The sequence below is a fragment of the Streptomyces sp. P5F9 genome, assembly GCF_057961495.1.
Map to the genome: position 1 here is coordinate 1 of NZ_JBXVPZ010000889.1, position 1,530 is coordinate 1,530.

The 1,530-nt window shown below is 72.8% G+C and carries 2 protein-coding genes; one reads left to right on the plus strand and one right to left on the minus strand.

All coding sequences use genetic code 11. From position 1 onward, the window contains the following. A partial coding sequence (locus AC31A1_RS51210) for a LacI family DNA-binding transcriptional regulator (RefSeq protein ID WP_489659882.1) occupies positions 1–330 on the minus strand: 330 nt, incomplete at its 3' end. Positions 331–465: 135 nt separating this feature from the next. Here AC31A1_RS51210 and AC31A1_RS51215 point away from each other — a divergent pair. Then, positions 466–1,530, plus strand: a 1,065-nt coding sequence (locus AC31A1_RS51215; RefSeq protein ID WP_489659883.1) for an MFS transporter, incomplete at its 3' end; no start/stop codon positions are given.

Genomic DNA, 1,530 nt, shown 5'->3' on the forward strand with positions numbered 1-1,530 from the left:
GCCGATGCCTTCGGGGGAGGGGTAGAGGACGACGCCGAAGCCGTGTTCGGCGGCGACGCGGGCGGCGCCCGTGTAGACGCCGGCGAAGAACTCCGTCGTCAGCACCGGGACCACGAGGAGGACCGTGCGGGTGCGGCCGAGGCGGAGGTTGCGGGCGGCGAGGTTGGGGCGGTAGCCCAGGTCGCGGGCGGCCTCGCGGACGCGTTCGGCGGTCGTGGCCGAGACCCGGCCCCGCCACTTGTCGCCGAGCACCAGGGAGACCGCGGCCTGGGAGACGCCGGCGGCCTGCGCGACGTCGCGGCTCGTGGGGCGGGTGCTGGCTGGTGCCACGGTCGGCCTGCTCCTTGGTGAGGACTCCGTAGGGACTCCGTATGGACGTGTGAACAGCGCACATGGTACGTATGACAGGAGACGTTATACGTAAAACCTCATGCGCGACGGTGAGGGGGAGGGCGGTTCGAGGCCGTGGGATATCTGGAGATCCTCAGGGCGAGGCACGCCACCCGCCTGCTGGTGGGCACGCTGGTGGGCCGGTTGCCGAACGCCACCGCCGCGATCGCGATCGTGCTGTTCATCCGCGCCGAGGGCGGCACCTACAGCCTCGCGGGGGCGCTGGCGGCCGTGTACGGCATCGCCAACGCGGTCGGACAGCCCCTCCTGGGGCGCCTGGTGGACGTCCACGGGCAGCCGCGCGTGCAGCTGCCCGCCGCGGTCCTGTCGGCGCTCTCGATGGCCGTCTTCGCCTTCTGGGGCACCGATCCGCTGCCCCTCGCCTACATGGCCGTCGCGGCCGCCGGTCTCTTCGCACCGCCCCTGGAGGGCGGTCTGCGGGCGCTGTGGCCGGCCGTGCTGCGCCGGGAGGAGCAGGTGCACACGGCGTACGCCATGGACGCGGTCGCCCAGGAAGTCATGTTCACCGTGGGGCCGTTGCTCGTGACGGTGTTCGTGTCCCTGTGGTCCGCCCCCGTGGCGCTGCTCGTGCTGAACGTCATAGGCGTGCTGGGCGCCCTCTCCGTAGTCGTGTCGCCGCCCTCGCGCGCGTGGCGTTCGGCTCCGCGTGAGGCGCACTGGCTGGGCGCCCTGCGCTCGCCGGGACTCCTGGCGCTGCTCGGCGCGTTCCTGTTCGTCGGGATGGCGCTCGGCTCGATCACGGTCGCGTCCGTGCCGTACGCGGACGGGCACGGCGGTGACGTGGTCTACGGCTGGCTGATGGCGGCGATCGGCTTGGGGGCGCTCCTCGGGGGCACCGTCTACGGGGCGCGGCAGTGGAGCGGGGTGCCGGAGCGGCGACTGCGGGTCCTGGTGGGGCTGCTGGCGGTGTGTTACCTGCCGCTGACGCTCATGCCGGGCGCGGTCGCCATGGTGCTGCTGACCGTGCTCGCCGGGGTCTTCCTCGCGCCCGCCCTCGCCTGCGCCTTCATCATCGTCGACCGGCACGCTCCGAAGGGGACGGTCACCGAGGCTTTCTCGTGGCTTGTGACGACGTTCACCGTGGGGGCGTCGGTCGGAACGGGCGTCGCGGGGCCGGTC